This window comes from Thermosynechococcus sp. FA-CM-4201, from assembly GCF_054689355.1.
Window position 1 is genome coordinate 2,073,327 of sequence record NZ_CP079920.1, and the last position, 23,718, is coordinate 2,097,044.

At 52.8% G+C, this 23,718-nt stretch carries 24 protein-coding genes, 1 tRNA gene and 1 pseudogene; 3 read left to right on the forward strand and 23 right to left on the reverse strand.

The window, feature by feature from the left end; genetic code table 11:
* Window positions 1-75: 75 nt before the first annotated feature.
* The 12 genes and pseudogenes from KV190_RS10085 to KV190_RS10140 form a co-directional block, all read right to left on the reverse strand.
* Complete coding sequence (locus KV190_RS10085) at window positions 76-660, reverse strand: hypothetical protein (protein ID WP_460195268.1); 585 nt, start codon at window positions 658-660, stop codon at window positions 76-78.
* 68 nt (window positions 661-728) lie between these two features.
* On the reverse strand, window positions 729-1,439 hold the full coding sequence (locus KV190_RS10090) for a Crp/Fnr family transcriptional regulator (protein ID WP_460193190.1): 711 nt from the start codon (window positions 1,437-1,439) through the stop codon (window positions 729-731).
* Between the two features lie 8 nt (window positions 1,440-1,447).
* Entirely contained in the window at window positions 1,448-1,945 is a 498-nt protein-coding gene (locus tag KV190_RS10095; RefSeq protein ID WP_149818924.1) for an HNH endonuclease, read from the reverse strand.
* Between the two features lie 212 nt (window positions 1,946-2,157).
* Window positions 2,158-3,004: pseudogene (locus tag KV190_RS10100) on the reverse strand (IS630 family transposase).
* 147 nt (window positions 3,005-3,151) lie between these two features.
* Window positions 3,152-4,384 (reverse strand): 2'-O-glycosyltransferase CruG, encoded by a 1,233-nt coding sequence (cruG, locus tag KV190_RS10105; protein ID WP_460193192.1) that lies wholly within the window; start codon window positions 4,382-4,384, stop codon window positions 3,152-3,154.
* Window positions 4,381-4,701 (reverse strand): cell division topological specificity factor MinE, encoded by a 321-nt coding sequence (gene minE / locus KV190_RS10110; protein ID WP_460193193.1) that lies wholly within the window; start codon window positions 4,699-4,701, stop codon window positions 4,381-4,383. Before minE ends, cruG begins: the two co-directional genes overlap by 4 nt.
* The gene (gene minD / locus KV190_RS10115) at window positions 4,698-5,501 is read right to left on the reverse strand and encodes a septum site-determining protein MinD (protein ID WP_460193194.1); all 804 of its coding nucleotides are present in this window, start codon (window positions 5,499-5,501) and stop codon (window positions 4,698-4,700) included. The genes minE and minD overlap by 4 nt, the downstream gene beginning before the upstream one ends.
* Before the next feature lie 38 nt (window positions 5,502-5,539).
* On the reverse strand, window positions 5,540-6,328 hold the full coding sequence (gene minC, locus KV190_RS10120) for a septum site-determining protein MinC (RefSeq protein ID WP_460193195.1): 789 nt from the start codon (window positions 6,326-6,328) through the stop codon (window positions 5,540-5,542).
* Window positions 6,325-7,110, reverse strand: coding sequence for a nuclear transport factor 2 family protein (locus KV190_RS10125; protein WP_460193196.1), 786 nt, complete (start codon window positions 7,108-7,110; stop codon window positions 6,325-6,327). The genes minC and KV190_RS10125 overlap by 4 nt, the downstream gene beginning before the upstream one ends.
* 25 nt (window positions 7,111-7,135) lie before the next feature.
* Window positions 7,136-7,990 (reverse strand): Ycf66 family protein, encoded by an 855-nt coding sequence (locus KV190_RS10130; RefSeq protein ID WP_460193198.1) that lies wholly within the window; start codon window positions 7,988-7,990, stop codon window positions 7,136-7,138.
* A 103-nt stretch (window positions 7,991-8,093) separates the two neighbouring features.
* Window positions 8,094-8,246, reverse strand: a complete 153-nt coding sequence (locus tag KV190_RS10135) for a photosystem II reaction center X protein (protein WP_297051565.1) — start codon at window positions 8,244-8,246, stop codon at window positions 8,094-8,096.
* A gap of 62 nt (window positions 8,247-8,308) precedes the next feature.
* On the reverse strand, window positions 8,309-9,307 hold the full coding sequence (locus KV190_RS10140) for a phosphodiester glycosidase family protein (protein WP_460193200.1): 999 nt from the start codon (window positions 9,305-9,307) through the stop codon (window positions 8,309-8,311).
* A 191-nt stretch (window positions 9,308-9,498) separates the two neighbouring features.
* Here KV190_RS10140 and KV190_RS10145 point away from each other — a divergent pair, with 191 nt between their 5' ends.
* From KV190_RS10145 to KV190_RS10155, 3 genes are read left to right on the forward strand one after another with little or no spacing between them, the layout of a single operon-like run.
* On the forward strand, window positions 9,499-10,485 hold the full coding sequence (locus KV190_RS10145; protein WP_460193202.1) for a cytochrome c oxidase subunit II: 987 nt from the start codon (window positions 9,499-9,501) through the stop codon (window positions 10,483-10,485).
* A gap of 33 nt (window positions 10,486-10,518) precedes the next feature.
* Window positions 10,519-12,177 (forward strand): cytochrome c oxidase subunit I, encoded by a 1,659-nt coding sequence (gene ctaD / locus KV190_RS10150; RefSeq protein WP_460193203.1) that lies wholly within the window; start codon window positions 10,519-10,521, stop codon window positions 12,175-12,177.
* A 19-nt stretch (window positions 12,178-12,196) separates the two neighbouring features.
* A complete protein-coding gene (locus KV190_RS10155; RefSeq protein ID WP_460193204.1) occupies window positions 12,197-12,802 on the forward strand; it encodes a cytochrome c oxidase subunit 3 in 606 nt (201 codons plus the stop codon).
* Here KV190_RS10155 and KV190_RS10160 read toward each other — a convergent pair.
* The 11 genes from KV190_RS10160 to KV190_RS10210 form a co-directional block, all read right to left on the reverse strand.
* Window positions 12,799-13,515 (reverse strand): DUF4079 domain-containing protein, encoded by a 717-nt coding sequence (locus KV190_RS10160; RefSeq protein ID WP_460193205.1) that lies wholly within the window; start codon window positions 13,513-13,515, stop codon window positions 12,799-12,801. The genes KV190_RS10155 and KV190_RS10160 overlap by 4 nt on opposite strands.
* Window positions 13,516-13,555: 40 nt before the next feature.
* A complete protein-coding gene (locus KV190_RS10165) occupies window positions 13,556-14,065 on the reverse strand; it encodes a hypothetical protein (RefSeq protein WP_460193206.1) in 510 nt (169 codons plus the stop codon).
* A 15-nt stretch (window positions 14,066-14,080) separates the two neighbouring features.
* On the reverse strand, window positions 14,081-14,491 hold the full coding sequence (locus tag KV190_RS10170) for a hypothetical protein (RefSeq protein WP_460193207.1): 411 nt from the start codon (window positions 14,489-14,491) through the stop codon (window positions 14,081-14,083).
* Between the two features lie 19 nt (window positions 14,492-14,510).
* Window positions 14,511-14,583, reverse strand: a tRNA-Arg gene (locus KV190_RS10175).
* An 18-nt stretch (window positions 14,584-14,601) separates the two neighbouring features.
* Complete coding sequence (locus KV190_RS10180) at window positions 14,602-15,318, reverse strand: ABC transporter ATP-binding protein (RefSeq protein ID WP_460193209.1); 717 nt, start codon at window positions 15,316-15,318, stop codon at window positions 14,602-14,604.
* A gap of 3 nt (window positions 15,319-15,321) precedes the next feature.
* The gene (locus KV190_RS10185) at window positions 15,322-15,561 is read right to left on the reverse strand and encodes a hypothetical protein (RefSeq protein WP_460193211.1); all 240 of its coding nucleotides are present in this window, start codon (window positions 15,559-15,561) and stop codon (window positions 15,322-15,324) included.
* A gap of 111 nt (window positions 15,562-15,672) precedes the next feature.
* Window positions 15,673-16,494: a nitrate ABC transporter ATP-binding protein gene (locus tag KV190_RS10190; protein ID WP_460195269.1), complete on the reverse strand. Its 822-nt coding sequence runs from the start codon at window positions 16,492-16,494 to the stop codon at window positions 15,673-15,675.
* 54 nt (window positions 16,495-16,548) lie between these two features.
* On the reverse strand, window positions 16,549-18,525 hold the full coding sequence (locus tag KV190_RS10195; protein WP_460193212.1) for an ABC transporter ATP-binding/substrate-binding protein: 1,977 nt from the start codon (window positions 18,523-18,525) through the stop codon (window positions 16,549-16,551).
* A 9-nt stretch (window positions 18,526-18,534) separates the two neighbouring features.
* Complete coding sequence (gene ntrB, locus KV190_RS10200) at window positions 18,535-19,371, reverse strand: nitrate ABC transporter permease (protein ID WP_190278189.1); 837 nt, start codon at window positions 19,369-19,371, stop codon at window positions 18,535-18,537.
* 31 nt (window positions 19,372-19,402) lie between these two features.
* Entirely contained in the window at window positions 19,403-20,743 is a 1,341-nt protein-coding gene (locus KV190_RS10205) for a CmpA/NrtA family ABC transporter substrate-binding protein (protein WP_460193214.1), read from the reverse strand.
* A 324-nt stretch (window positions 20,744-21,067) separates the two neighbouring features.
* Window positions 21,068-23,458 carry a putative bifunctional diguanylate cyclase/phosphodiesterase gene (locus KV190_RS10210; protein ID WP_460193215.1) on the reverse strand — a complete coding sequence of 797 codons (2,391 nt, stop codon included), beginning with the start codon at window positions 23,456-23,458 and terminating at the stop codon, window positions 21,068-21,070.
* Window positions 23,459-23,718 lie beyond the last annotated feature (260 nt).

Genomic DNA, 23,718 nt, shown 5'->3' on the forward strand with positions numbered 1-23,718 from the left:
ATAGTGGTATTCTCTGCCCTTGGCGAGGGGGGCGGCAGTGATGGAGCCGGTGCTCAGGTTGTGATATGGATCAACCTATTCTGTGCTTTCTGAGGAACCCGTCATGAGTTTTGTGGCTGAAGACGGCTGTTCCTTGAGAATCGTGGTATCAATCACGCAGGGCAATCGGGCAGCCTTGAGACCGCGCTTGATCACGGCAAGGGTTTCTTGAAAGAGGACAAAGAGGGGAAATTGACGATTGGCGCCCTCACTAAAGACATCCCGATGCTGCAAGGGCATATCCCAGCTATAACTGCGACTGAGGAGCACTTGGGATTGGCGCCAGCGGGTCAGCAGTTCCGTAAAACTTTCCCCCGGCCGATGAATAAAGACCAGCAGTTCAATGTCGGTTTTCACTTTCCACTCGGGATCGCACATGACAAAGACCAGATCACAGGGCACCATCACCGACTTCACTTGGGGACGTTGGTTCGAGGTTGTGGCGGCAGGAACCTGAATATGGGCGATCGGCAGCGGAATTGGAATTAAACTCTCTTGAGGTCGCCGCATACTGGGAATCATTTCTAGGTACGGGCGATATTGCCGCAGGAGTTCTGTCGCATGCAGCGGATCCGTGTAGCGAACCAAGGTGTGTTCGTAGAGGTTGGGGGCGATCGCCATAGCAGAAAGAGCTTGCAACTATTGCTATCCTAGGCGAGGTCACTGCTCCTCAACAAGCCAACAGAACTTTAATTCACCGCTTGCTGTGCTAATTGCTCTAGTTGCGGCAAATTGAGAATTTGGAGTTGTTGCTTGGCCGCATCAATTTTGATCCAGTTTTTCGCCACTAGTTTATCCAGCAGTTGATGTGCTTCATCAGGGCTAATGTTGGCCACATCCGCTAAATCCTTGATGGGCACATTGAAAATCACGGCTGTGTTGGCATTGCCCCCCGGATGCTGCCCATAGCGCCGTGCCAAATTCACCAAGACATGGGCTAGTTTGACGGCAGGAGGTTTGTGCAACAGTTCAATGCGCGTATTGGTCAGGCGTAGCCGTTGTGCCATCAATTGCAGCATCCGATAGTGCAAATCCGGCTCATGGCGCAGGACATGGACAAATTTTTGCGCCGGCACCGACAAAACTTCCGCTGGACACAGCGCCACCACATCCGTTGAGCGGGGTGATTGGTCAAGAATGGCCATTTCACCAAAAAAATCCCCCGGCCCAAGGATCGCTAGGGTCATGAAGTCCCCATTGGCGAGCAGTCGCCGCACCTTCACCCAGCCTGAGAGGATAAAGTAAACCGCATTGCCCCACGCATCTTCAATTAGAATGGCACGCCCCGCTGGGTAGGTGTTATGCCAAGCCACTGAGAGCATCGAGGAAAGCGCCTCTTGGGAACTGGCACCAAAAAGCGGAAAGAGTTGACTAAAGTTTTCGGTCTCAATACTTGACATAACAACCTTTAGACACCGATGACATATTTCCGCCACTCTTGATGAGTGCCGGTGCGCACGTGCTTCGTGACTTCAAAGTACAAACTACTAATGGGACGACGCGGTGTTTGCCGTAGGGGCATATTCGCTTCCTTGGGGGTACGATTCCCTTTTTTGACGTTACAGCGAACACAGGCGGTCACAATATTTTCCCAAGTTTCACCGCCACCGCGCGATTTGGGAATAACGTGATCAAGAGTCAGTTCATCGCCTGTATAGCCACAGTACTGGCAGGAGTGGCCATCTCGATGCAGGATATTGCGGCGGGTCAGGGGAATTTCTTTGTAGGGAGTGACGACATAGTGCCGCAGACGAATGACGGTCGGCAAGGGAAAATTGTTGTAAACCATCTTGCCGTTGTGCTCAACTTGCTCCGCCTTGCCCTTGATTAAAAGGACAACTGCCCGTTGCCAACTCGTAATATTGAGTGGTTCATAGGAGGCATTGAGTACCAGAACCTTCGCCATATCCGTTGACACGCGGCATTCTCTCAGATGGTAGCATATCCTTTGTTATTGGAGTAACACCAGAGAAGATTTTTGTAGGGTCAACGCATACTCAGGCACTGGCAAGGAGGCGAGCGAGGAGGTATCCTCTCTAAAAGCCACATCCAAGCACCCAGCGATGGCAATGACTGCTCCTTCTCGCAGTCATAGCTATTCCAATCAAGAATGAGACATTATCCAGCACAATAACTGCGAATCACCTCATCAATAGAACTGTTTGACCCTGCATACATCCGCGCTCGCTTCAACGCACTCAAGTCGTGCTCAATCACGTTCAAGTCAGGAGAGTATTTCGGTAAAAATAACACCTCGTGACCCGCCGCTTTGACCGCTTCCTGAATCGCCCCTTTCGGATGAATTGGTGCATTATCCATCATCAACAACGAACGTTTCTCTAACGCCGGCAAACAGTATTGACTCAGCCAGCTCACAAACCCTAACCCATTCAAATATCCTGAAAACAGCATTGGGGCTATGAAGTCTTTCTGGTGTCTGTACCGTCCTGCGACTAAACTTTCTCTTTTCTTGCGTTTCCCCGCTCGCTCTCCATCAATTCGTTGGCCTCGCGCTGACCACCCATACTCACACTCCACTCGAGAGTCAAACCCCGTCTCATCGATGTACACCACCGCTTCCTCCCCATGGCTCTCTACCCATGTGTCGAGCTGCTGTTGATACGCTTGTCGCTCTTCTTCACACCGTTCTTGGTAACGCATCTGTTTTTTTTCGGGTGATGCCCATCTGGTGGAGGGCGTAACTAATGGTGGAAACTTGGACGCCAAATCGCTGGGCGCGGTCAATTAAACGGTCATCGGGATGGGCAGCAACATCGGCTGCTAAGGCCGCCCAATCCAGTTTCCAAGGACGACGAGGCACAACCGTGGGGGCTAAGTCGTCTCGCTTCAGCCAGCGATGGATAGTAGCGCGGCTCACCTGAAAGATTTGAGTCGCTTCACTGATTTTGCCGCCTTGCTTGATATAGGAGACAACCCGCTCTCGTAAGTCCAAGCTATAGCTCATATTCTTGAGTAACATTCATGACTCCTTGAGTATAGCCTATCCCTCTTGAAAATATCTCACTCCCTTTCGAAATAGCTATATAGCACAAAAATCTTGTACTTAATCAACTTTAATATGGTCTTCTTTATAAAGATTTTTGAATAAATATTACTGATTGTTTCCCTCGCTATCACTTCCAAAATTTTGAATTTTGGCAGGATAAGTCCGTCCTCGCCACTGCTTGGGGCGTTGCCAAGAGGAGAGGGTAATCCGCAGGGCGGCTAGGGGATCCGCAAGGGGAGACAGCCAAAAGAGCCAGCGCCCTTGACCCGTCTGCCAATCATAGACAGGGGCGATCGCTAGGGTCATACCCCAGCGGATCAGCACCAGCACACCATTGAGCAGTGTCGCCATCTCTAGGGGCAGGGTGGGCGTAGTCACTGCCAGTGCCATCAAGCCCAAAACCAATAGGGGCAAGGGTAATCCCTGTACTGCCCAGAGGAAATAGGCATCGCCCCAGACTTGGGCTGCTGGGGTGGCGTCCTTGAGGTCGAGCGATCGCCCCCATTCTCGCCATGTTTCTGCCATGCCCTCATACATCCGTACCTTCAGCACCTTTGAGCCATCGCGAAAGGCCACCCGTGCCCCCGCAGCCGCTATGGCTCGCACTAATGTCACATCATCACAAAAGGAAGAAGCGGCAACTTGGTAGCCGCCCATTGCCTCGAGTCGCGATCGCCGAATCAGCAGGCACTGACCATTGGCGAGAATCCGTGCGGGCTGAGTTTCCACTGCACGCGCTGCACCAAAGCGATAGATCAAGGTTAAGAGCAAGGCTGGTTGTAGCCACCATTCGCCCCCCGTCTTGAGGATAAAGCGGGGTGAGAGGGAAATGAGATCCAATTGCTCCCGCTGTGCTGTTTCCAAGAGGCTGGCCACAAGACCCGGCTGCGGTTGCGTATCGGCATCAATCCCTAAAATCCATTCACTATCGCGATGGGCACGACAAAAGCCGGCATGTAAGGCCCAAGGCCGCCCCACCCACCCCGGCGGTAAGGGGGGATCAAACTCCAGTCGCAGACGCGGATCGCGGTGTTGCGCTGCCCGCACAATCTCAGCCGTGCCATCTTGGGAATGACTATCGACAATAAGAATTTCCCGCACCTCATAGCCTTGACGCATTAAGCCCTCTAAACAGGGTTGCAACCGCTGTGCCTCATTGAGGGTGGGGACAACAATTGAGACTTTGGCTAAGTTTTCTGGGCGTGAGGGCTGAGGGGTCAAGGGGGAAGGGCGTCGCCAACCTGACCCTAAACGGGCGATTAAAACAGCCGCCCAAGGTGCCTGTGCCACGATCGCGCCGCTGGCGATCGCTGCTAGCTCAACTGCAACGGTACTCAACGTTTTTCTGCCTCGTTTTCGGATGGAGAATTCTCTGGCGGCGGCGTATCCTCTGGGGACAACTTCAGCCGTTTAATCGGTAAATTGGCAATCAAGGCCGTTGTCCGCTGATCCGACTCTAGGGAAACCGCTAGCCCCTCGGTTTCTAGCTCCACATAGCGGGAGACCACCTCTAAAATATCTCGCCGCAGATTGTCCAAAATTTCTGGCGTTAGCGCCGTGCGATCGTGGGCCAACACCAACTTCAGGCGTTCTTTAGCGGTGGTGCGACTGGGGGGAGTGCGCGTAAACAACCGCTCTAGCAGTTCACTGATCATCCCTTTGCCCCAAACAAGCGTCGAATCCGACCAAATAATCCCCCGCTTGCCGCCTCTAAATCCAGAAACTCAACCTTTTCCCCCTCCAAGCGACGGGCAATATTCATAAAGGCCTGCCCAGCCAGTGACGGTGATTCTGCCAGGACCAAGGGTTCCCCCTTATTGGTGGAAACAATCACCTTCTCATCCTCAGGGACAATGCCAATCAGGGGAATGGAAAGAATTTCTTGGACATCTTCGACGGACATCATATCGTTGGCAGCCACCATTGCTGGGCGTAAGCGATTCAAAATGAGATGGCTATTGCGAATGCGGTAGGCCTCCAGCAGGCCAATCACGCGATCGGCATCACGCACTGCGGCAATTTCTGGGGTGGTCACCACCAAGGCCTCCTGAGCGGGGGCAATGGCATTGCGAAATCCCGCCTCGATCCCCGCTGGACAATCAATGAGCACGTAGTCATAGTGCTTGCTCAGAGCTGAGGCCAACTGTCGCATTTGCTCTGGGGTAATGGCATCCTTATTGCGGCTTTGGGCGGCGGGCAGCAACACCAATTTATTGAGGCGCTTATCGCGCACAAGGGCTTGATCCAAGCGACATTGCCCCGTCAGTACATCAATGGCGGTATAAACGACCCGATTTTCCAAGCCGAGTAGTAGGTCGAGGTTGCGCAAGCCGAAGTCTGCATCAATGAGCACCACCGATCGCCCGAGTTTGGCCAAAGCAACACCAATATTGGCACTGGTGGTTGTTTTCCCCACGCCCCCTTTACCCGAGGTAATGACAATCGTGCGCCCCATTGAACTCCCTAGGAATTGGCTTACTAGAATAGATTATCTCAAGGTGTCTCGGATACGGCGAAGGCGCGTCCCCAAGTATAGGCGGGGGCAATCTGAATCCCTTGCTCTGTGGCGTAGGCCACCTCTGGGTAAGGCGGGTTTGGTGGATCCGGTGTCCGCGCCAAGAGATCAGCAATCCGCAACTGTGTCGCCGCCATTTCGAGAGTCATAATCCGTGCCCCTAGATTCCCCTTGGCACCAGCATGAGCAATCCCGCGTAAGCGTCCCCAAACGATAATATCCCCGGCGGCAATAATGCTGGCACCGGCATTGACATCACCAACAATGACCACACTGGCCTCATGGTGAATTTCCATCCCCGATCGCAGGGTTGTTTTCAAGTAGAGGGGGTTGGCTGTGGTTTCTGGGTCAGCATCGGTCTCTTTGGTCAGTAGGGGCGGCAGTTCCCCCTGTTGAACACTGTAGCCAAGGGTAGCGGCAGCGATCGCCGTCTGGCGTCGTTCGGTAATAATTTTGTCCAGTCGCAACTGATGCTCGCTGAGGGCCTCGGCCAACTGCTGAAGCTGTGACTGATCTAAAAGCCGCTGTCCACAGGCACAATCTACGGGTAAGGTCTCTGACCAGAGGTGTTCTTGACCGACAAGGTAGAGTTGCAACTGCGGCCACAGATCAATCCAGTCTAAATCAGGGGGCAACGTGAGTCGGTAACGCCCTTCGCAGTGTTCTAAAGCAAGGCCGCTGACAATGGGGGTGCTTTGCGCAACCTCAAGAGTTACCTCAGGGCTTTCAGTAGGTTCCTCGACAGGGGTTGACTCCGCCTCATTCATGGTTTTTCCACCCGCAGTCGCTGTGTAATTAAGACCATGCCCGTATCCCGAATTAAGGCCACAGAGACCCAACGGTTACCGGGTTCTTGGGGAGCCCGTCCCACCTTAAAAATGCCACCCGCAGAGAGAAGTTCCAATTTCACAGGGCTGGGATTGGCGTAGGTTTGGGCATTGATGGGCTGGTCGCTGGCAGCACCGAGGAGAATCGCATTGCCAATGGGTTCTTGGACAATGGCATCAAGGCTAAACTCTTCACCCGTACGTACCGTTTGGGGGAGCGAAAATTGAACTGTGGGTGGTGTTGCACCAATGGTAATCGTGGTTTTCTCGTTGGTAATGTCTTGGCGGATGATTTTGCCGTTGCGGATGACTTGGGTGGCTTGCAAGTTACCACGAATGTTTTGCGGGCGATCGCTGGTGCCGCCCGTGCCTTCAATGGTGGTGCTAATGTCTAAAATCCAATCATCGCCCTGCTGTTGCCAATGGTTGACGGTTGTACGGTAGCGGATATCGCGATAGGGTTGCCAAAATGTTGGCAGTTGTTTGCGCAATATCTCAAGGGTGAGGCCATCCCCAGTTTTGAACTCAGGGTCATAGAAGGCCAAGACGGCGTCTAAATTCTTTTGACTAGCGGCTGTATCCAAGCCATTGACCACCGCTTGCACCGATTGTGGCAAGGCAGCCGGCGTAGCTTGCGCTAGGGGAGCCGCCCAAGTTCGTCCCGGCACACCTCCACAAATTGCTGCCAAGCCAAGGGCTGAAACCAGAAAGTAGCGACGCATTGTGAACCGCCTTTGCTCCTAGGGTCTATTCATCATCAAAATTGGCGGAGTTATCTTGTTCGTCAGTGGGGGGACGATCCAAGGGTTGATAGGGCACATACTCACTGCCATCGGGGGTGGCTTCGGGACGGGGACGGGGGGGACGGCGACGAGTGGGGCGATCGCTCACTGTGGCGGTTTCCGTGGTGGGTGGTGGGGGACGGCGGGTGGGACGGCGCGTGGGCGTTGGTGGACGATAGGGTTCATCCACAATCTCATCGGTCAGTGGTGGGGTTGGTCGCGGCCGCCTTGACGGGGGACGGCGTACACTGGGACGGCTGGGGGGCTCAGGACGGGGCGGGCTACTGCGCCGCGAGGGTAAACGTCCTACCGGGGGGGTGTCCTCCACATCCTCGTCTTCATAGCGCGATCGCGACACATCACGGCTACCGCGAATTCGCCGCAGGGGTGGGTACTCTTCGTCCTCTTCTTCCTCGTCCTCGTAGGGTTCGAGTTCCTCTATTTCTGCACGGTAGGTGTAGCTGCGGCTCACGGGTCGCTCTTCATCCACAATCGGGGTATTTCGCCGCGCCTGCTCTGTGGCTACCCGCCGCAAACGAATACTTTCGTAGGCAAAAAAGGCAGCAGTACCTGTCAGGAGAAACTGGCCAAAGAGCAGAATTGGATCGAGGCGCCATCCTTGGAAAAAGAGAATCCCACCGCACAGAAGAGCCACTGCGGCAAAGAAAATATCATGATCTCGCGCTAACTCTGGCTGAATCGAGCGCAGAAAATAGAGGAGCGCCCCAGCAACCGCGAGGCCAATTCCCAAAATGCCCGCAGGCCCAAGCCCGACATTAACAATTTGACCAAGGAGAGGGGAGAAGGAAAAATAAGTCATTTAACCCATTGACTAAAGGGGCAAAATAAAAGTCAGAGTCACAGCTCTATAGCCATGACTCTATTCTAGCGACAATGCGCAACTGCACCCGTTGGTCTAATGCCTAGGAAGAACGCTGCACTTTGTCAATTTGGCTGATAGTGATCAGGGCAATAAAGGTGAGACCCAAAACCACGGCTCCCGACACCAAACCAATAAAGAAACCTTTGAGGGAAGGAGTAATCGTCAACAGTAGAGGGTACGCAGAGTGGATCATGGCTGTTGCTTGCAGGTCAAAGTGAACACTAGGATTTTAACAAAATCTGGCTTCCCTGCTCATTAGACCCAGTGCCGCCAAGCTCGGAGTCGCGTCAGTAGCCGCTGCTGAAGGCGTTCCCAAAACGCAAAGGAAAGGGCGCCTCGGGGTTGCTCTCGTGGGACTAAGCCGATATTTGCCCCGACAGGTCTGAGCGATCGCCCCATGGCCATCGCCGCTTCGCGAGCCTCCTCTTCAGGATTAACAAACGTGAGGGTGGGAGCGGGTAACCAACGCGCTAGTTCACAATAGCGATCGCGGGGATGATTTTTTACTTGTCCCTGCACCACCAATGTCGCCGATTCGCCACCATCCACCGCCGTTGCATCCGTTACGCCCTGTTCCAGCAAAAACGCCTGAAGCTGGGGAAAGGAGACCCCCGGCGAACCGCCATTGCCCCGCCCATCACTGACGACGAAAATATATTCATTGCCCCGTCTGCCGAGAATCGCCTTGGGGGACGTGCGATCGCTCCCATCAACGGGTAGCTTCCTGCCGCCTTCTAAAATTTGCTGTGAGCCACTGACCACATTAAAGGGCTGCTCTGGCAACCTACCGCGATAAAACTCAATCCCTCCTTGGGCAGGAAAATTCACCACTCCTGAATAGCCCCCCTCATAGGGACGCACCACCTGACCATTCACGATGTAGACTCCGAGAACCCCCGCTGGAATCGTGCCTCGACCGCTCAAGCAGGTTTGCCGCAGTGCTCGGTAACTAATGCCCTCAGGATGCGACTCGCCCATGATCCATTTTTGATAATCCTGAAAAGAGGGCAGAGATTGAGCATGCAACCAGCGGAAAAAATTGGTATTCATCGCCACTACTGCTCCTGTCCGCCGCGCAAAAGCCGCCGTCGTTTCTAAATAGGTATCTTGGCCATTGGGGGCAGGTTCTGTCATCACGACCCGATAGTCCGCCATCGGCGCAGCCACCATATATACCTGCGTTTGATCCACTGTATGGGTCGAGTACTGGAGAGTGGCTAATGAGACGCCAACCCCAGGCAGCACACTCAGCATCGATTTTCCTCCGGCACAGCCTGCAGTTTCGGTGGGCTATCTCTAACTTAGGACGCAAAAACCGATGATTCTGTCCCCAAGCTGCTTTAAGGATAGTGAATAAATCAACATAAATCTTTAGGTTCTTTTAACCCACATCCTTGGGGAATCTGCCTAGGATCAGGGTGGGATTTTCTGGACGCTTTGGCACCATGGAACAAATACCCGCTTCAATTTGGACACTCACCGCTGGCGTTGTTGTCACCCTGATTAGCTTTTGGGTTGGACATCACCATGGCCTTCTGCCGGAACAGGCCTCTGAGCAGGCTCCCTTGGTGGATAACTTCTTTGACATTATGCTCACAATTGGTACCGCTCTCTTTCTGGTGGTACAGGGTGCGATCATCCTCTTTGTGATTCGCTATCGCCGCCGTGCCGGTGAGGAAGGGGATGGCCTACCCGTTGAGGGCAACTTACCCCTAGAGGCCTTCTGGACTGCGATTCCTGCCCTGATTGTGATTTTCCTTGGTATCTACAGCGTGGATATTTTCCAGCGCATGGGGGGACTGAACCCGGGGGATCATGCCATGCACTCAATGCATACACCCAAGCCAGCGGTGGCGGTTGTTGCCGAAGCCCCTTCAAAAACCACGAGTGATGCAACTGCCCTTTTAGCAGCAGTGCAAACCCCTGAAATTGGCATTGGTGCCAGCCCCGATGTTCAAGGCAAAGCCCCAGATGTCGTGGTGGATGTGGCGGGTATGCAGTATGCGTGGATTTTCACCTACCCCGACAGTGGTATCGTTTCTGGCGAATTGCATATCCCAGTGGGCAAGGATGTCCAATTAAATATCTCGGCGCGGGATGTGATCCATTCCTTTTGGGTGCCCCAGTTTCGCTTGAAGCAGGATGCGATTCCGGGTGTGCCCACTGAACTGCGCTTTAAGGCCACTAAAGTTGGGACATACCCCGTCGTCTGTGCTGAACTCTGTGGTGGCTACCACGGTGCCATGCGCACGCAGGTAATCGTGCATACCCCAGAGGATTTTGAAACGTGGCGCAGTCAAAACCAAGCGATCGCCACGGCGCCCGTAATCCCTTCCCTGAGCGATCGCCATGTCGAGGAGATGGGCGTCACCCCCCAATTGCTGGCGCAGGTAGAAGCACTGACCCACCACCATTCTCCGGCCAAGCTTTAGTTTTCTTCCTACTGTTGCATTCTTGAGAGAGTTATGGCGCAAGCACAACTGCCGCTAGATACCCCCTTGTCGCTCCCTGAGCATCCCAAGGCGTGGAAGTGGTACGACTATTTCACCTTCAATGTTGATCACAAGGTGATTGGCATTCAATACTTGGTCACCGCCTTTATCTTTTACTTGATTGGCGGTCTGATGGCGGTGGCCATGCGCACGGAGCTAGCCACGGCAAATTCCGATTTTCTTGACCCGAATCTTTACAACGCCTTCCTCACCAACCACGGCACGATCATGATTTTCCTGTGGATTGTGCCGGCAGCGATCGGGGGCTTTGGCAACTACTTGGTGCCCTTGATGGTGGGGGCACGGGACATGGCCTTTCCCCGCTTGAATGCCCTCGCTTTTTGGCTGAACCCGCCGGCGGGAGCCTTACTCTTGGCCAGTTTCCTGTTTGGCGGTGCCCAAGCGGGTTGGACCTCCTATCCGCCCTTGAGTACAATCACGGCCACCACTGCTCAGAGTATGTGGATTCTGGCGATCGTCTTGGTGGGCACCTCCTCGATTATGGGCTCGGTAAATTTCATCGTCACCATCTGGAAGATGAAGGTGCCCAGTATGCGCTGGGATCAATTGCCCCTCTTTTGCTGGGCCATGTTAGCAACCTCTCTGCTGGCTCTGGTATCAACTCCTGTGCTGGCGGCAGGGCTGATTTTGCTGCTGTTTGATATTAACTTTGGCACCTCGTTTTACAAACCGGATGCCGGTGGGAACGTTGTCATTTACCAGCACCTGTTCTGGTTTTACTCTCACCCGGCGGTGTACCTGATGATTTTGCCGATCTTTGGCATTATGTCTGAGGTGATTCCCGTTCATGCCCGTAAGCCCATCTTTGGCTATCAGGCGATCGCCTACTCCAGTTTGGCCATCTGCTGCGTGGGTCTTTTTGTCTGGGTACACCACATGTTCACCAGCGGTACGCCCCCTTGGATGCGGATGTTCTTTACGATTTCGACGCTGATTGTGGCCGTGCCGACGGGAGTGAAAATCTTTAGTTGGGTCGCCACCCTCTGGGGCGGTAAAATTCGCCTCAACAGTGCCATGCTTTTTGCCATTGGCCTACTGTCAATGTTTGTCCTTGGTGGCCTCAGTGGCGTAACCTTGGGGACTGCCCCCGTGGATATTCACGTCCACGACACCTACTATGTGGTGGCACACTTTCACTATGTGCTTTTTGGCGGTTCCGTCTTTGGTCTCTATGCGGGCATTTACCACTGGTTCCCCAAAATGACGGGACGGCTCCTCGATGAGCGACTAGGGATTGTGCACTTTGTCCTCACCCTCATTGGCACCAACCTCACCTTTTTGCCGATGCACGAGTTGGGACTCAAAGGAATGCCACGGCGAGTGGCCATGTACGATCCCCAGTTTGAGTCAATTAATCTCATTTGTACGATTGGTGCCTTTGTCTTGGCCTTCTCAATTATTCCCTTCCTGATTAACATCATTTGGAGCTGGAATAAGGGCAAAATTGCTGGTGATAACCCTTGGGGCGGTCTCAGCTTAGAGTGGACGACCAGTTCACCGCCGCTGATTGAAAACTGGGAAGTTCTGCCTGTGGTCACCAAAGGTCCCTACGACTACGGCATTGAGCAGCGCAAGGGAAGCAGCGATGAGGATGAGGACGAGGAAGAGTAGGATACTTTAGGAGCAAGCCATGCAAGGTACTATTGACTCTCAAGCGACGGCCATAGCGGTTGATCATGCCCATGAGCACCCTGATTTTCGGGTTTTGGGGTTGCTGGTTTTTCTGATTTCTGAATCCCTGATGTTTGGTGGCCTCTTTGCGGCCTATTTACTGCTGCGGGGTATGAATGAGCAATGGCCGCCCGAAGGCACTGAGGTGGAACTTCTTGTGCCCACCATCAACACCATCATCCTCATCTCCAGTAGCTTTGTCATCCACTACGGCGATGTTGCCATCAAAAAGGATGATGTCCGCGCCATGCGCAAATGGTACTGGATCACGGCGGCCATGGGGGCGGTGTTCTTGGGTGGTCAAGTTTATGAGTACCTTACCCTCGGCTACGGCCTGCGCACAAATGTCTTTGCCAACTGCTTTTATGTGATGACGGGTTTCCACGGCCTCCATGTCTTTGTGGGGATTTTGTTGATTTTGGGGGTGATCTGGCGATCGCGCCGCCCCGGACATTACAATGCCCACAAGCATACGGGGGTGGCGATGGCAGAGATCTACTGGCACTTTGTCGATGTGATTTGGATTATCCTCTTCACCCTGCTGTATATCCTGACTCGCTTTTAGGGACAGGTCTTAAATTGGGGCGATCGCGGATCAAAGTTGCACTGATAGACGACGGGTGCTTGCCAACTCAAGGGAATTTCCAAGAGGTCACGGGTACCCGTAATCCCCTGCAATAAAAAGAGAACCAAAGCAAGGGAATTCAAGCCAATGTGAATCCGCCGCCACGTGAGCGATCGATCTTGGTAAATCTCGCGCACAATGGCCACAGAAAAAATCATCAGCATCACAGCCGCCAAGCCAAAGTAAAAGTGGGAAACCCACCACTCGTCATCGCGGCGAAAGACCCCCGGTTGAAAGGCCAGAATGATCACCCCCATCCCTGAGAGCGTGGCAAAAACAGCACGCCATCGCTTTGATTGAGCGCGATACAGAAGCACCGTTGCTGCAATGGTGACAATAAACATCAGCGCCACGAGGACAACAGAGAGCGGTTGCAGCGTCTGATTCTCCGCCTGCATCAAGAAGCCCTGAAATCCAAACACGACTGAATAGGCCAAGGCAACCAATGTGATACCAATCACGCCAGCGGCCAAGAGATTGCCCAACTTCACATGCAAACTACCGACTGTGGCAGGAATTGAGGTGGTGTCTTTGAGGCGACGCTGCCGCGTTTGCAGGGCAAAGAAGGTCGTGATACCAATTACGGGAAAGACAAATGTGCAGGCCAAGATGGGATGCAACAGCAAAATGATGTCTTTGAGGTTGAGAAACATACTGGCTAAGAATGATAAGGCCAGTTTTAAGGTAACGAATCTAGGGGCGGGGCAAATCAAAAAACAGCACTTTTGTTAGTAATCCAACCGTCGCCACCAACAAAGTCACTAGGAATCCCCAAAGCCGCGCATCTGTGCCCGCTTGTCGCTTAGAAATATCCTGCAATGTGGACTCTACCGTATCAATCCGCTGCCCTAACTGTACCTCTATGGAATTGATACGCTGCTCAAGTTTGGCTTCGACGGCGTTGATACGCTGTTCTAGCTTAGCCTCCACAGCATTGATACGCTGTTCAAGTTTGGCTTCGACGGCGTTGATACGCTGCTCTAGCTTAGCCTCCACAGCATTGATACGCTGTTCAAGTTTGGCCTCGACGGTATCAATTTTGTCCTCAAGTCTTTGGAATTTCTCGTTACTCGTGGCGATGTGAATATCCAGCTTTTTATCCATGGCTTGGATGGCAGCCTGCATTGACTGCAAATTCCCTTGCATCCCTTGGATAGCATCTAAAACTTGGCTCAGTTCAGAACGGGTGACAGGCTCAGCCATCGCCATTCTCCCTTACTAAGGACGCGGCAAATCAAAAAAGAGCAGTTTTGTCAGTAAGCCAAGGGTAGCCACTAGAAATGCCACTAAGAATCCCCATAGCCGCGCATCCGTGCCCGCTTGTCGCTTAGAAATATCCTGCAATGTGGACTCTACCGTATCAATCCGCTGCCCTAACTGTACCTCTATGGAATTGATACGCTGCTCAAGCTTGGCCTCCACAGCATTAATTCGTTGTTCCAGTTTGGCCTCGACGGCATCAATTTTGTCCTCAAGCCTTTGGAATTTCTCGCTACTCGTGGCGATGTGAATATCCAGCTTTTTGTCTATGGCTTGAATGGCAGCCTGCATTGTCCGCATATCGGCCTGCATTCCTTGGATGGCATCCAAGACTTGGCTTAATTCGGAACGGGTAACGGGTTCAGTCATGATGCTGATGCTTCATTAACGGACGTGGAGGGATTCGAACCCCCGACCCTCAGAACCGGAATCTGATGCTCTATCCACTGAGCCACACGTCCAGTCTTCTCATCATAGCATTAACCAAGGTAGGCTTGCTGAACCCGTGGATCATTCAGGAGATCTGCTGCACTACCACTGAGGGTTACTTGACCCGCTTCAAGGACATAACCGCGATCGCCCAATTGTAGGGCAAGGTGAGCATTTTGCTCGACCAGTAGCATTGTCATCCCCTGTTGCCGCAGTTGTGCCAAGATGGCAAAAATTTCCCGCACTAAATTGGGGGCTAAGCCTAAACTGGGTTCATCAAGGAGCAGTAAGCGAGGACGACTCATCAGGGCACGGGCGATCGCCAGCATTTGCTGCTCACCGCCACTGAGGGTCCCCGCCAGTTGGTGTTGTCGTTCCCGTAGTCTGGGAAAGCGCTTGAGTTGCTCTTCGAGGTCTTGGGTAATCTGCGCCTCATCTCGACGACAGTAGGCACCGAGAAGGAGATTGTCGCGTACGGTTTGGCGGGCGAGAACCTGACGCCCCTCTGGACAATGGGCAATGCCTAGCCTCACTAATTCATGGGGCGATCGCCCTGCAATCGATTGACCGGCAAAGCGAATGGTACCTTCACTGGGAACAAGTTTAGAGATAGCGCGCAGGAGGGTGGTTTTACCAGCACCATTGGCACCCACAAGGGTAATGCACTCCCCGGCTGCAATGGCCAGACTCACCTCGCGCAGAGCGCAAATGCCACCGTAGTGGACACTCAAGGACTCAATTTCCAAAATGCGCGCTTGAGAAGTCATCCCCTAGGCCGTGGTCTGTGATTCCTCCGGGTTGGGGGAGCCACCCCGCGCTTCTTCCCATTCAGCAATGGCGGCATTTTCGGTTTGGGCAGCCGCACTGGTGACGAGGGCAGTAATTTCCCGAGGAGAGAACCCTTCTTCGAGTAGCTCCATATAGATAGGATGGAGATTGCGTTGCAGTTCTTTGAAGATGGCGCGGGCGCGATCGGTATAGCGAAAGTTTTGGTCAAATAAGCTGGCCATCTGAGACATCCAAGAGCACTGCCACTATCCTAAATCCTGTGGGCACACCCATGGCCAGTGGTGGCGCAGACTTTTGTTTTCTTTCCCTCCTGCAATGTAGGTAGAAAAGAGCTACTCTGCCTCTTCGTCGAGATGATAACGACGATAGAGAAAGTCAAGGGCATCGTTGCGCAGTTGATAGTAGGTGGGATCTTCAAGGATGCGCTCGCGATCGCGCGGACGTGGGAAGGGAATTGTCATGATTTCACCAATTTTGGCAGCAGGGCCATTGGTCATCATCACGAGGCGATCGGCCAAAAACAGCGCCTCGTCAATGTCGTGGGTAATCATCAACACGGTGCAGCGGTGTTCCTGCCAAATGTTGAGCAGCTCCTCTTGCAGTTCCTCCTTAGTGATGGCATCGAGGGCACCGAAGGGTTCATCGAGAATCAGGATCTCTGGCCGAATCGCAAGAGCACGAGCGATCGCCACCCGCTGCTTCATCCCCCCTGACAACTGCGCCGGATATTTATTGGCCGCTTCCGCCAAGCCCACCATTGCCAAGTGTTCGCGGACAATCGCCATCTTTTGCGGACGGGATTTCTCTGGCCAGACAGCATCCACTGCCAGATAGACATTCTCAGCAGCAGTTAACCACGGCAAGAGGGCATAGTTCTGAAACACCACCATGCGATCAGGCCCCGGCTCCTTGATAGGTTGTCCCTTGAGGCGTACTTCCCCAGTGGTAGGACGCACAAAGCCCGAGACCATATTGAGTAAGGTGGTTTTGCCACAGCCAGAGTGACCAATAACGCAGATAAATTCCCCCGCTTGAATATCGAGGGTAATATCCGTCAGCACGGTAAAAGGGCCCTTCTGGGTGGGATAGACTTTGCTCACCTGCTCGAGGCGCAAAAAGGATTCCGTGGAGACTACGGCAACGGGGGTAGTCATGGCTTGATTTCCTTGGCTAATCATGGGCAACTCCAATCGTCTGACATATTGAGCTTAGGCGGCGCGTGGCACGGGCAAATTCAAGGGAATTTCTGCCATATAGACCTCGTGCTTGATCTCTAGGCTATTGAGATAGCTAATGGGGTCATCGGCATTAAAGGTGGTGCCATCAAAGAGTTGGATCGGCCCAGTGCGATACTTAATATCCAAGAGTCCCAACTCCCGCGCCGCTGTACTAAAGACACTCACCCGACACACCCGCTCGAGAATTTCCACCCAGTTGCGTGGAAAGGGAATCGTGCCCCAACGGGCAATCTGGGTCATCATCCACAGGTGCTCAGTGCGGCTAGGACGATTGACACCGTCGCCAAAGAACAGATGATGCACAGATCCACCATTTTGATCCACCCCCAGTTCTAAATACTCAGGGTTGGTGGCCACATAGGCCTTGCGGCTGAGGATTTGCTTAATCTCCTCACTGTGGGCAGGGTCGGCACAGTAACGACAGGCATCTAGTAGAGCTTTGACCAAGGCAATGTGGGTATTGGGATAGGCCATCGCCCAATCTTCGCGCACGCCTAGGACTTTCCCCGGATGTCCTGCCCAAATGTCAATGTCGCTGGCAATGGTAAAGCCCACCCCCTCTTTGGCCGCCCGCAGATTCCAAGGATCACCGACGCAATAGCCATCAATACTGCCAGAGCGCAGATCCGCAACCATTTGTGCCGGCGGAATCGTCTGGAGGTGAACATCACGATCGGGGTGAATGCCCCCTGCCGCTAGCCAGTAGCGCAATAGGAGATTATGCATGGAGGAGGGATGTACCATCCCCAAACGGTGGGGACGATCGCGCGTTTGCAGCAAGTAGCGGTGAAAGTCACTCAGGGTACGAATCCCCTGCTCGGCAAATTCCTTTTTCAGCGTGATGCCATTACCATTACGGCTGAGGGTGAGGGCACTGACCACAGGCAGCGGCTGCTCTTCATGACCGCCACAGGTAAACCACACGGGCATCCCCGCTGGCATTTGAGCGGCATCGAGGTAGCCTGCGGCAATCCCATCCACAATACCTCGCCAACTGCTCTCGCGCACAAGGGAGACTTCCTCTAGGCCATGGTGGGCAAAGAACCCCTTTTCGTAGGCAATGGCAATAGGAGCGCAGGCGGTCAAGGGCACAAAGCCAATTTCCAGATTCGTTTTTTCGAGACCATGGCGGGCAATGGCCGGTTTGCGCCGCGCCTGCAACTGTTTCACCCGTTTTTGCTGGTTGAGGAAATAGATGATTTCACTGCGCAGACTGTAGTAACTGGGGTGCTCGACAACGGCCATCCGCTGCCGAGGACGGGGAATATCCACCTCAAGAATGCCGCCAATTTTGGAGCCGGGACCATTGGTGAGCATGACAATCCGATCCGAGAGCAGCACTGCCTCATCGACGTCATGGGTGACCATCACCGCCGTCACCTGCTGGGCTTCGCAGATCTTCATCAATTGTTCCTGCAAATTACCCCGCGTCAGAGCATCTAAGGCACCAAAGGGTTCGTCCAGCAGCAGCAGCTTCGGCTGAATCGCGAGGGCACGGGCGATCGCCACCCGTTGTTTCTGACCGCCAGAGAGCATGGTGGGTGGTTTGTGGGCATGGGGGCGCAACCCCACGAGGTCAATATGGGACTCGACAATTTGCCGCCGTTCAGCCGGAGTGAGGTGATCGAGCACTTCATCCACTGCTAGGGCAATGTTCTCGCGTACCGACAGCCATGGCAGCAGTGAGTAGTTTTGAAAGACCACCATGCGATCGGGGCCCGGTTGGCGCACCCGCTGTCCCTCCAACGTCACTACCCCTGAAGTGGGCAGATCTAAACCGGCAATCATATTCAGTAACGTGGACTTGCCACAGCCAGAGTGACCAATCAGCGAGATAAACTCCCCCTTTTGAATCGTCAGGTCAATCCCTTTGAGGGCGAGATATTGCCCGCCATTCGTGAGGTCAAAGACCTTCTCCACCTGATCCACAGCCACAAAAACACCCATGATTCCCTCCTAGCGATTTGCCGGTGCAATTTTGCTTTGCAGGAAGCCCACCAAGCGATCCAAAATCAGGCCAATGGCACCGATATAGACCACCGCCACAATAATTTCCGTGACGTAGTTTTGCTGGTAGGCATCCCAAATAAAGAAGCCAATGCCCGCTACCCCCGACATGACAATTTCAGCGGCAATAATCGCCAGCCATGCCAAGCCAATGGCAATGCGCAAGCCCGTGAAAATGTAGGGCAATGCCGAGGGCAAGAGAATTTTCAGAAAAAACGTTTTCTTTGACAGCCGCAGTACCCGCGACACATTTTTGTAGTCTTGGGGAATTTCCCGTACGCCCACAGCAGTATTGATGAGGATCGGCCAGATGGAGGTAATGAAGATCACAAAGATCGCAGCGGGTTCATTTTGGCGCAACGCCGCAAGGGAGATAGGTACCCACGCCAAGGGTGCCACCATGCGCAGAAATTGAAAGATGGGGTCGAGGGACTTATTCAGCGCTTTACTAGTACCCACCAAAATCCCCAGCGTAATTCCGACAATGGCAGCTAACCCATAGCCTTGAGCAACACGGGTCAAACTAATGAGGGTCTGGCGTGCCAACCCCTGATCAAGGGGGCTGTTGTAATAAAAGGGGTGAAAGATCAAATAGCGACTGCGCTCATCGGCAAACACTTGAATCGGGCCCGGGAGCGAGAGAATTTTGGTTGAAGAGAGAATCTGCCAAACCACCAGAAACCCAATCACACCCATAATCGGTAGGTAAAAATCCGCCCCCTGCTGGCGCAGAAACTTCATGAGGGGATTGGTATTGCCATTACGGCGCACAGATGCAACAGCCATGGAAGTCTCCTATTGAGTAGCAACGAAATGACTAAGACTTGACTTTGATTGTGAGGCTGTCCAGATAGGCTTGGGGGTTATCGGGATCAAACTTGATGCCGTCAAAGAAGGTCTCAACGCCCCGCGAGTCGGTGGTGGGAATTTCAGCCGCTGGCACCCCTAACTCTTTGGCGGCCTCTTGCCAGAGATCGCTGCGGTTGACACGCCCAATCATTTGCTTGATGTTGTCAAAGTCCTTGAGTTTATCGGCGTTGAAGCCCCAGCGCAGGTTTTCGGTCAAGAACCAGAGGTCGTGGCTCTTGTAGGGGTAGGAGATGCTATTGCCATTGGGATCGCGCCAGTACAGGGGGCCCATGTTAAAGTCGTTGAAATTCGGTTGACCATCTCCCATGGTGTAAGTGCCTTCGTAGGGGGGAGTGAGGATGTTACCGGGAACATTAAAGTACTCACGGCGGCTACAGATTTGAATCAGCTCAGGACGGTTGGCCTTGTCATCACACCACTGCTGAGCTTCCATGACGGCTTTCAGGAGCGCTTTGGTGGCGTTGGGGTGTTTATCGACCCAGTCAGCCCGCACGGCTAGGTACTCTTCGGGGTGGTAGGGCCACATCTGAGCAGTCAGAGCAGCCATAAAACCAATGTCTTCGCTAACAATGCGGAAAGGCCAAGGATCACCGGTACTGAAAGCGTCCATCGTACCATTGCGCATACCGGCAACTGTTTCAGCGGGAGGAACGGCTAGGAGTTCGATGTCGCGATCGGGGTCAATGCCATTAGCGGCAAACCAGTAGCGGATCCACAGGTCTTGGTTGGCGTTGGGAAAGGTGTAGGCAGCTTTGAACTTACGGCCATTGTTGGCAGCAAAGCCTTTGATGTAGTCGGGATCAGCGATTTTGAGGTGTAAGCCTTTGCCCTTGTTGGCGCCGGAAATGGCAATCCCGTTGCCTTGGGTATTTAACTGTGCCAAAACGTACATTGGCACTTTCTGATTGTTGAGGGTGATAATGCCTTCACTGATCAGGTAGGGCATGGGCATCTGCCATTGACCACCATCAATCCCGCCGGCAGCAGAGCCAATCACCACATTGTCCCGGGCACTGGCCCAGTTGGCTTGCTTGGAGATTTCAGCATTGGTGAGACCATGCTTGGCAAAGAAACCTTTTTCTTTAGCAATAATCAGAGGGGCTGATTCAACAATGGGAATAAAACCTAATTTAATCGTGTCTGTTTCCACTGCCCCCGTAGTGGTAGTTCCTCCTCCCTGCTGTTGTCCTTGGGGAGTTTCTGCGGGCGCACATCCCTTGAGGGCGATCGCCCCCATGGCGGTAGCAGTGGCAGTCATTAGAAAACGACGACGTGACAATTGAGACATAGCGTGACCTATATCGAGAACAATAAATAATTGACAAAAGAATCTGATTACCAGACCAATAGGTTGGGACAGGTTTTCCAATTAGCGGTGACGAAAGACCGAAATTTGGATTGAGAACAATCTATCACTCCAACCTGTCAAAAAGACATAGGCCTATCCTATAAACTGAGATGAACTTTTTTATAGAATTTATAACCTCAGCTAATGTAATTAAGCCCCTCTATCAGCACAATTTGCCCAATTGATTGAAGGGCGTAGGGAATGATGGCAAGTCAATTTGTTATTCATTTTTCGATTGAACTTGACTTGAAGGTGCTGGTGTTGTTAAAGGATGTGTTCCTGTAGATACACCTCAGCCTTGTCCGTAGTCAGCGGTGGGGCAAAAAGATAGCCTTGACCAGAGGGACAGCGCAGCGATCGCAACAGTTGCAGTTGAGTTGTGTTTTCAATGCCCTCGGCAATGCAATCAAGATGGAGGTTGCGCGCCAGCACCAAAATCGTGTGGACCACCTCTAGGTCTTCTTGGCTGCGATCCATTTGGGAAATGAAGGAGCGGTCAATTTTAATGCCATCGAGAGGCAGATTGCGCAAATAGCTCAGGGAGGAATACCCGGTGCCAAAGTCATCAATGTTAATGCGCACCCCCATCGCCTTCAGCTCGGCGAGAATTTCGCGGGCAGAGTCCAAATGCTGCATCAATGTACTTTCAGTAATTTCAATCTTGAGAAATTGACCGGCTAAATGGTGGTGCTCGAGGGTTTGCTCAATCTCAGATACAAGGGTAGGCAACGAAAATTGATTGGCGGACAGATTGATACTCATCGTAAAGCCCACGGATTGAAGCTTGGGATAACGCTGTTGCCACTGCTGCAACTGTTCACAGGCATTGTGCAAGACCCAGCGGGAGAGTTCAAAAATCAGCCCCGTTTCTTCAGCAACGGGAATAAAGACTTCCGGGGAGATGAGGGTGTCGCCCTTTTGCCAGCGGAGCAGTGCCTCAAACCCTCTCAGGGATTGGCTACGGAGATTGACAATTGGCTGGTAGTGTAAGGCAAAGTCACCCTGTTCAATGGCTTGCCGCAGTTCCACTTCTAAATGCAGGCGATCGCGCACCTGTTGCAGCATGAGGGGATCAAAGATATCTATGCGATTGTGCCCTTTGGTTTTGGCGTGGTACATGGCCATATCGGCATCCCGCAAAAGTTCTTCACTACTCCCGTAGTGGGCATCCCCCATCACTAGGCCAATACTCACAGTGCTATAGAGGGTGTAGTGATCAATTTCAAAGGGTTGGCTGAGGCGCTCCCGCAATCTTTGGGCAATGGCTTGAGCCTGTTCTAGCCCCTGAATGTCGTTGAGCAACACGGCAAATTCATCACCACCTAAACGTGCCACCACATCTTGAGGACTGACACAGCGAGTGAGCCGCTTGGCAAATGCTTGCAGAAACAAATCACCAATGGAATGTCCGAGACTGTCGTTGAGGGTCTTGAAGCGATCTAAATCCAAACAAAGAACGGCGTAGTGGAAGTCGGGGTGCTCTGCGGCATGGCTGAGGGTGAGGCGAACCTGCTCCTCAAAGAGCCAGCGATTGGGTAAATGGGTGAGGCGGTCATGGCGCGCTTGGTAAAGGAGTTGGGCTTCGACTTCTTTGCGCTCTTGAATTTCCCTTTGGGCTTTTTGGTAGAGTTCCGCTTGCAGGATGGCGATCGCCAACTGGGTTGAAATCTGCTTAATCAGTTCAATTTCACTGTCTTGCCAGTCGCGGGGCTGGGCGCATTGATGACAGATGAGCAACCCCCAGAGCCGCCCTTCCACGACGATTGGTACCACCAGATTGGCCTTGACCTGATAGTGCGCTAGCAAATCCCGATAGCAGGGAGCGACAGAGGCCAGGTCTAAGTTATTCACGACATGGATGCGACCGCGCTTGTAGGCTTCAATATATCGCTCTGTAAAACAGGAATCCCCGACCACATCCCCAAGGGCCGACAACCAAGGGGGAACGACGGCTTCAACATCCATAATGCCGCGCCAATCATCGAGGAAACGATAAATGAGCACGCGATCGCACCCGAGGAGTTCTCGCACATCCTTGACGGCAGTTTCGAGAATCGTTGAAAGTTCAAGGGTTTGGTGAATGTGCTGGGTAATTTGTACCAGCAGGCGATCGTATTGGGCTTGGCGCAGGAGTTGCTGTTCCACCTGATGGCGATCGATGGCATGGCGGATACTGCGCGCCAGCAAGTTGGGGCTGAGTTCCTGAAAGCTCAAGTAGTCCTGAGCACCGCTGTGGAGTATCTGAGTTGCCAAGTCAGGGCGATCGCTGGGATCAATCACAACTAGGGGCAACTGTGGATAGCGTTGTTGGAGTGTTTGCACTGATTTAAGAACGTGATCCCCTTGAGCAATGAGGATAAGGAGATTGGGTTTGGCCTGAGCAACCACACCGGGGGTTAAATGAGAATAGAGACAGGTGTGAACTTGATAGCAAATGTAATCAATCTCGGCGAGATGGGGATATAAAATTTCACCCGATTGGGGGATGTTTTCGATCAGTAATAAGTTGATAGATGGCGATAAGCATTTTTTTTGAGGATATTGTTGCACAGAGTCTTCTGCGGCTACTTCAACGGTCGCAAGTGATTCTGAAGGGCAGTCATCAACAGCGGACAAAACAAGGAGTTTCTCAATCATTGCTAAGTCATCATTCAACACATTAAAATCACAAACTATACAAAAATTTATCAAGGAATATTATTTGTTGCCTCTTTCTAAGTCCATCATACAGCCCTTTTCTAAACTATTGGGGCACTAAAGTCGCTTCATCCTTGCAAAGAGCAGTTTTCAGGCTGATCTCATCATTGTGAAAAGGGCTGTAACCGCTCACGGGGATCGCTGTGAGATCGTGATAGAGAACCCGTTTAGGCCGCCATCAAAATTGCTAGGTTAGAAGCAGCATTCCCCAAAGGCAG

What these genes read in the sequence shown, in the direction of transcription:
- ntrB (WP_190278189.1), bottom strand. Translation starts at nt 19,371, where the DNA reads ATGGCTGTTGCATCTGTGCGCCGTAATGGCAATACCAATCCCCTCATG.
- KV190_RS10140 (WP_460193200.1), bottom strand. Translation starts at nt 9,307, where the DNA reads ATGCTGAGTGTGCTGCCTGGGGTTGGCGTCTCATTAGCCACTCTCCAG.
- KV190_RS10085 (WP_460195268.1), bottom strand. Translation starts at nt 660, where the DNA reads ATGGCGATCGCCCCCAACCTCTACGAACACACCTTGGTTCGCTACACG.
- minC (WP_460193195.1), bottom strand. Translation starts at nt 6,328, where the DNA reads ATGAATGAGGCGGAGTCAACCCCTGTCGAGGAACCTACTGAAAGCCCT.
- ctaD (WP_460193203.1), top strand. Translation starts at nt 10,519, where the DNA reads ATGGCGCAAGCACAACTGCCGCTAGATACCCCCTTGTCGCTCCCTGAG.
- KV190_RS10180 (WP_460193209.1), bottom strand. Translation starts at nt 15,318, where the DNA reads ATGACTTCTCAAGCGCGCATTTTGGAAATTGAGTCCTTGAGTGTCCAC.
- KV190_RS10145 (WP_460193202.1), top strand. Translation starts at nt 9,499, where the DNA reads ATGGAACAAATACCCGCTTCAATTTGGACACTCACCGCTGGCGTTGTT.
- KV190_RS10185 (WP_460193211.1), bottom strand. Translation starts at nt 15,561, where the DNA reads ATGGCCAGCTTATTTGACCAAAACTTTCGCTATACCGATCGCGCCCGC.
- KV190_RS10135 (WP_297051565.1), bottom strand. Translation starts at nt 8,246, where the DNA reads ATGATCCACTCTGCGTACCCTCTACTGTTGACGATTACTCCTTCCCTC.
- KV190_RS10095 (WP_149818924.1), bottom strand. Translation starts at nt 1,945, where the DNA reads ATGGCGAAGGTTCTGGTACTCAATGCCTCCTATGAACCACTCAATATT.
- KV190_RS10125 (WP_460193196.1), bottom strand. Translation starts at nt 7,110, where the DNA reads ATGCGTCGCTACTTTCTGGTTTCAGCCCTTGGCTTGGCAGCAATTTGT.
- KV190_RS10090 (WP_460193190.1), bottom strand. Translation starts at nt 1,439, where the DNA reads ATGTCAAGTATTGAGACCGAAAACTTTAGTCAACTCTTTCCGCTTTTT.
- KV190_RS10170 (WP_460193207.1), bottom strand. Translation starts at nt 14,491, where the DNA reads ATGACTGAACCCGTTACCCGTTCCGAATTAAGCCAAGTCTTGGATGCC.
- minD (WP_460193194.1), bottom strand. Translation starts at nt 5,501, where the DNA reads ATGGGGCGCACGATTGTCATTACCTCGGGTAAAGGGGGCGTGGGGAAA.
- KV190_RS10190 (WP_460195269.1), bottom strand. Translation starts at nt 16,494, where the DNA reads ATGACTACCCCCGTTGCCGTAGTCTCCACGGAATCCTTTTTGCGCCTC.
- KV190_RS10155 (WP_460193204.1), top strand. Translation starts at nt 12,197, where the DNA reads ATGCAAGGTACTATTGACTCTCAAGCGACGGCCATAGCGGTTGATCAT.
- KV190_RS10205 (WP_460193214.1), bottom strand. Translation starts at nt 20,743, where the DNA reads ATGTCTCAATTGTCACGTCGTCGTTTTCTAATGACTGCCACTGCTACC.
- minE (WP_460193193.1), bottom strand. Translation starts at nt 4,701, where the DNA reads ATGATCAGTGAACTGCTAGAGCGGTTGTTTACGCGCACTCCCCCCAGT.
- KV190_RS10195 (WP_460193212.1), bottom strand. Translation starts at nt 18,525, where the DNA reads ATGGGTGTTTTTGTGGCTGTGGATCAGGTGGAGAAGGTCTTTGACCTC.
- KV190_RS10130 (WP_460193198.1), bottom strand. Translation starts at nt 7,990, where the DNA reads ATGACTTATTTTTCCTTCTCCCCTCTCCTTGGTCAAATTGTTAATGTC.
- KV190_RS10165 (WP_460193206.1), bottom strand. Translation starts at nt 14,065, where the DNA reads ATGGCTGAGCCTGTCACCCGTTCTGAACTGAGCCAAGTTTTAGATGCT.
- KV190_RS10160 (WP_460193205.1), bottom strand. Translation starts at nt 13,515, where the DNA reads ATGTTTCTCAACCTCAAAGACATCATTTTGCTGTTGCATCCCATCTTG.